Source organism: uncultured Methanobrevibacter sp. (assembly GCF_937906425.1).
Classification (GTDB): Archaea; Methanobacteriota; Methanobacteria; order Methanobacteriales; family Methanobacteriaceae; genus Methanobrevibacter.
In genome coordinates, this window is sequence record NZ_CALCYR010000001.1 from 1 (window position 1) to 2,850 (window position 2,850).

General features: G+C 28.5%; 3 protein-coding genes. 2 read left to right on the plus strand and 1 reads right to left on the minus strand.

The annotated features are described in order from the left end of the window. Positions 1-120 precede the first annotated feature (120 nt). The gene (locus tag Q0138_RS00005) at positions 121-648 is read left to right on the plus strand and encodes a nitroreductase family protein (protein WP_297979156.1); all 528 of its coding nucleotides are present in this window, start codon (positions 121-123) and stop codon (positions 646-648) included. 251 nt (positions 649-899) lie between these two features. Here Q0138_RS00005 and thpR read toward each other — a convergent pair whose 3' ends face one another. Then, positions 900-1,472, minus strand: coding sequence for an RNA 2',3'-cyclic phosphodiesterase (thpR, locus tag Q0138_RS00010; RefSeq protein WP_297979158.1), 573 nt, complete (start codon positions 1,470-1,472; stop codon positions 900-902). A 469-nt stretch (positions 1,473-1,941) separates the two neighbouring features. Here thpR and Q0138_RS00015 point away from each other — a divergent pair, with 469 nt between their 5' ends. Next, entirely contained in the window at positions 1,942-2,745 is an 804-nt protein-coding gene (locus Q0138_RS00015; protein WP_297979160.1) for a 2-amino-3,7-dideoxy-D-threo-hept-6-ulosonate synthase, read from the plus strand. Positions 2,746-2,850 lie beyond the last annotated feature (105 nt).

The window sequence follows — 2,850 nt, forward strand, 5'->3', positions numbered from 1 at the left end:
TTTTTTGAGTTAGGATTTATCTATTATTTTTTTTATTTATTTTATTGAGTTTCGATTCTTGAAGAAATGTTTTTTTAAAATCGGAATAATTATTTATGCTTCATTTAAAAATATAATATTATGAGTTTATTGGATTTAATGCTTAAGAGAAGAAGTGTAAGAAAATATAGGGATGAGGAGATTCCTAAGGAAAAACTGAACAGAATCTTGCAGGCAGGATTGCTTGCCCCTACAAGTAGAAACAGAAAGCCATGCAGTTTTTTAATTGTGGACAATAGGGATGTTTTGGAAAAATTATCAAAATCCAAGGATGCCGGTGCAGCTTTCTTAAAGGATGCAAACAAGGCTATTGTAGTGGCTGCCAATTCTAATGTTTCAGACACTTGGATTGAGGATTCCTCAATTGCACTTTCATTTATGCATCTGATGGCTGCAGAGGAGGATATTGGTAGTTGTTGGATTCAGATTCATTTAAGAAAGTCTGAAAGTGGTGAATCTGCTGAAGATATTGTACGTGAAATCTTGGGAATAGATGATTACTTTAGAATAGTTGGAATTTTAGCTTTAGGAATTCCTGATGGTGAAGTGAAACCACATTCCCTTGAGGAAATAGATAAGGGGAATGTTCACTTTTTGTTTAGAAAATAAGAATAATAATTAATTATTTTCTAATTAACTTTTATTATTTTAATTAGTTTATTTTTATTCTTATTAGTTTTTTTTTATTTTATTTAGTTTATTTTTATTCTTATTAGTTTTTTATTATTTTATTTAGTTTATTATTATCCTAATTAGTTTTTTATTCTTATTATTTAGTTTTAAGTGTTTTTATTTAATTTTTTTAATTTATTTATTCGATTAAATTAAATATTTAAGCTTATTCTTCTTAATTGCTTTTTTTATAAGTCGAATGTTTTTATATTTTCATAGATTGGTCCTTGAGGAGTCAATGTGCTTTTTTTAAGGCAAATTCTATTTGCTCTCATTGAACCTATACTAATCTTTCTGTTCTTTTCAATGACTTCCTTGATTTCATTCTTGTTTTTAGGACTTTTTACCCTTCCGATTGTGAGATGTGAAATGTAGTTTCTTTCTTTCTTAAATCCTAATTTTTTAAATTCCTTGTCAAGATCCTTTTGAAGATCTGTTATTTTGGAATTTTTGTCTATTCCAAGCCAAAGAACCTTGATTGTCCTTTCATTTGGAAAGCTTCCACAGTTTTCTATTTTCAATTCAAAGGAAGAATAGTTTTTAATCACCCTTTCAACTCCCGTGGAAATGTCCTCTATCATATATTTGTCTATATCTCCAAAGAATTTCAATGTAAAATGCATGTTTTCTGCTGGAACATACTTGATTTTTGTATTTGTCTTTTTAAAGTCTTTTTGAACTTCCAATATTTTAGGAACAAGTTCTTCATCAAGTTCAATGGCTAAAAAACTTCTAACCTTTTCATTATCATTAACTTTCATGATTTTTTCCCCAAGAATAATTTTTGATTGTTATTAGTTTTATTTTTAAAATATTTAAAAATTTTATATTATTTTTTTTCAAGAAATTTTATTTCCTTTTTTTTAATGGAAAGATTGTTAAATTATTTTATTTCCTTTTTTTTAATGGAAAGATTGTTAAATTATTTTATTTCTTTTTTTAATGGAAAAATTATTAAATGAGTTAAATAATTAGATTTATATAATACTAAAAATAGATAATATTATATGTTATAATAAATACAGTAATGTATAAAATTATACATTATTTAATATTTTTTAGAAATGATGTCCTTGATTTTGGATTGCAGTATAAAAAATATTAAACAAAATATAAAAATTTTGGAAAAAAATTATACATGCATAAGTTTTATTAAAGAATAGATACAAAATTTATGTATGTTGTAAATATTGCTTTTTTACAAAATTTAATTAGAAGGAGACTAATCTTATGACAGCAAATATAGGAAAAAGAATTCGTCTAGAAAGAATTTTCAATAGAAAAACTGGAAGAACAGTCATTGCTCCTATGGATCATGGTGTTTCCAGCGGACCAATAAAGGGTATTATCAATATGGATAAGACCATTGAAGAAATCTCCCAAGGCGGAGCAAATGCAGTATTGATGCATAAGGGTATTGTTGAACGTGGTCACAGAGGATATGGTAAGGATATAGGTCTTATTGTACATTTGTCTGCAAGCACTTCCCTCAGCCCAGATCCAAACAACAAGGTAACTGTTACAACTGTGGAAAAAGCCATTCAACTTGGTGCAGATGCAGTTTCCATTCATGTAAACATTGGTTCAGAGACCGAACCTGAAATGTTGGTTGAGCTTGGTGAAATTTCAGAAACCTGCAGTTACTGGGGAATTCCTCTTCTTGCAATGATGTACCCAAGGGGACAAAAGGTTGAAAACGAACATGATGTTGAAATGGTAAAGCATGCAGCACGTGTAGGTTCAGAACTTGGTGTTGACATTGTAAAGACCAATTATACCGGTGACCCTGACAGCTTTAAGGAAGTTGTTGATGGAGCTTTGGTTCCTGTTGTCATTGCAGGAGGTCCAAAGGTTGAAACTGATAGGGAACTTTTAGAAATGGTAAGAGATTCTCTTGAAGTAGGTGGAGCAGGAGTTGCATTCGGAAGAAACCTTTTCCAAGCTAAAGCACCTGGAAAAATAACTAAAGCAATTTCTGAAGTAGTGCATAATGATTTGGATGTTGAAGAAGCTTTAAAAATTCTTGAAGACTAGAAAAAAATTTAATTCATTATTATAATTTTAATGCTAAAAATTAATTTTATTAATTTATTTTAAGTTTTGAACTTGAAATTTAGATTTGATTTACTTAATATTAAA